A 648-nucleotide genomic window follows, 5' to 3' on the forward strand; every position below is an offset into this window, starting at 1 on the left:
GCGGATATTCAGCCGGAGTTATTGCACCAGCGTACCCTGATCCTTGATGGTTATCGGGGTGAACTGCTGGTGGATCCTGAGCCGATGCTTTTACAGGAATATCAGCGCCTGTTGAGTGAAGATAATGCGCTGACGCGTCTGGCCGAAGACGATATGCAACGGCCTGCGGTACTGAAAAGCGGCGAAAGCATGCAGGTGATGCTCAACGCCGGGCTCAGCGCCGAACATGAGCAGCGTTTTATCAATCTGGTTGACGGCGTGGGGCTGTACCGTACCGAAGTGCCTTTTATGCTACAGAGCGGCTTTCCCTCTGAAGATGAACAGATGGCGCAGTACCAGGGCATGTTGCAGCTTTATCCCTCACGCCCGGTGGTGTTGCGCACGTTGGATATCGGTGCCGACAAACAGCTTCCCTATTTGCCGATCAGTGAAGAGAACCCCTGTTTGGGATGGCGCGGTATTCGCGTTACGCTCGATCAGCCGGAGATCTTCTTGATCCAGGTGCGGGCGATGCTGCGCGCCAACGCCGAAACTGGCAACCTGCGCATTTTGTTGCCGATGGTCAGCAGTCTGGACGAGGTGGACGAAGCATGTCGGCTTATCGCTCAGGCCGCCGCCGAGGTACGCGAACTGGTGGGGCATGCCTTG

The 648-nt window shown here is 56.9% G+C and carries 1 protein-coding gene; it reads left to right on the forward strand.

What is annotated here, in order from left to right; translation table 11 throughout:
- Positions 1-648: putative PEP-binding protein (locus tag J5224_RS33515; RefSeq protein WP_319802546.1), on the forward strand; the 648-nt coding region annotated here is incomplete at both ends.

It is taken from the genome of Candidatus Symbiopectobacterium sp. NZEC135 (assembly GCF_025962695.1).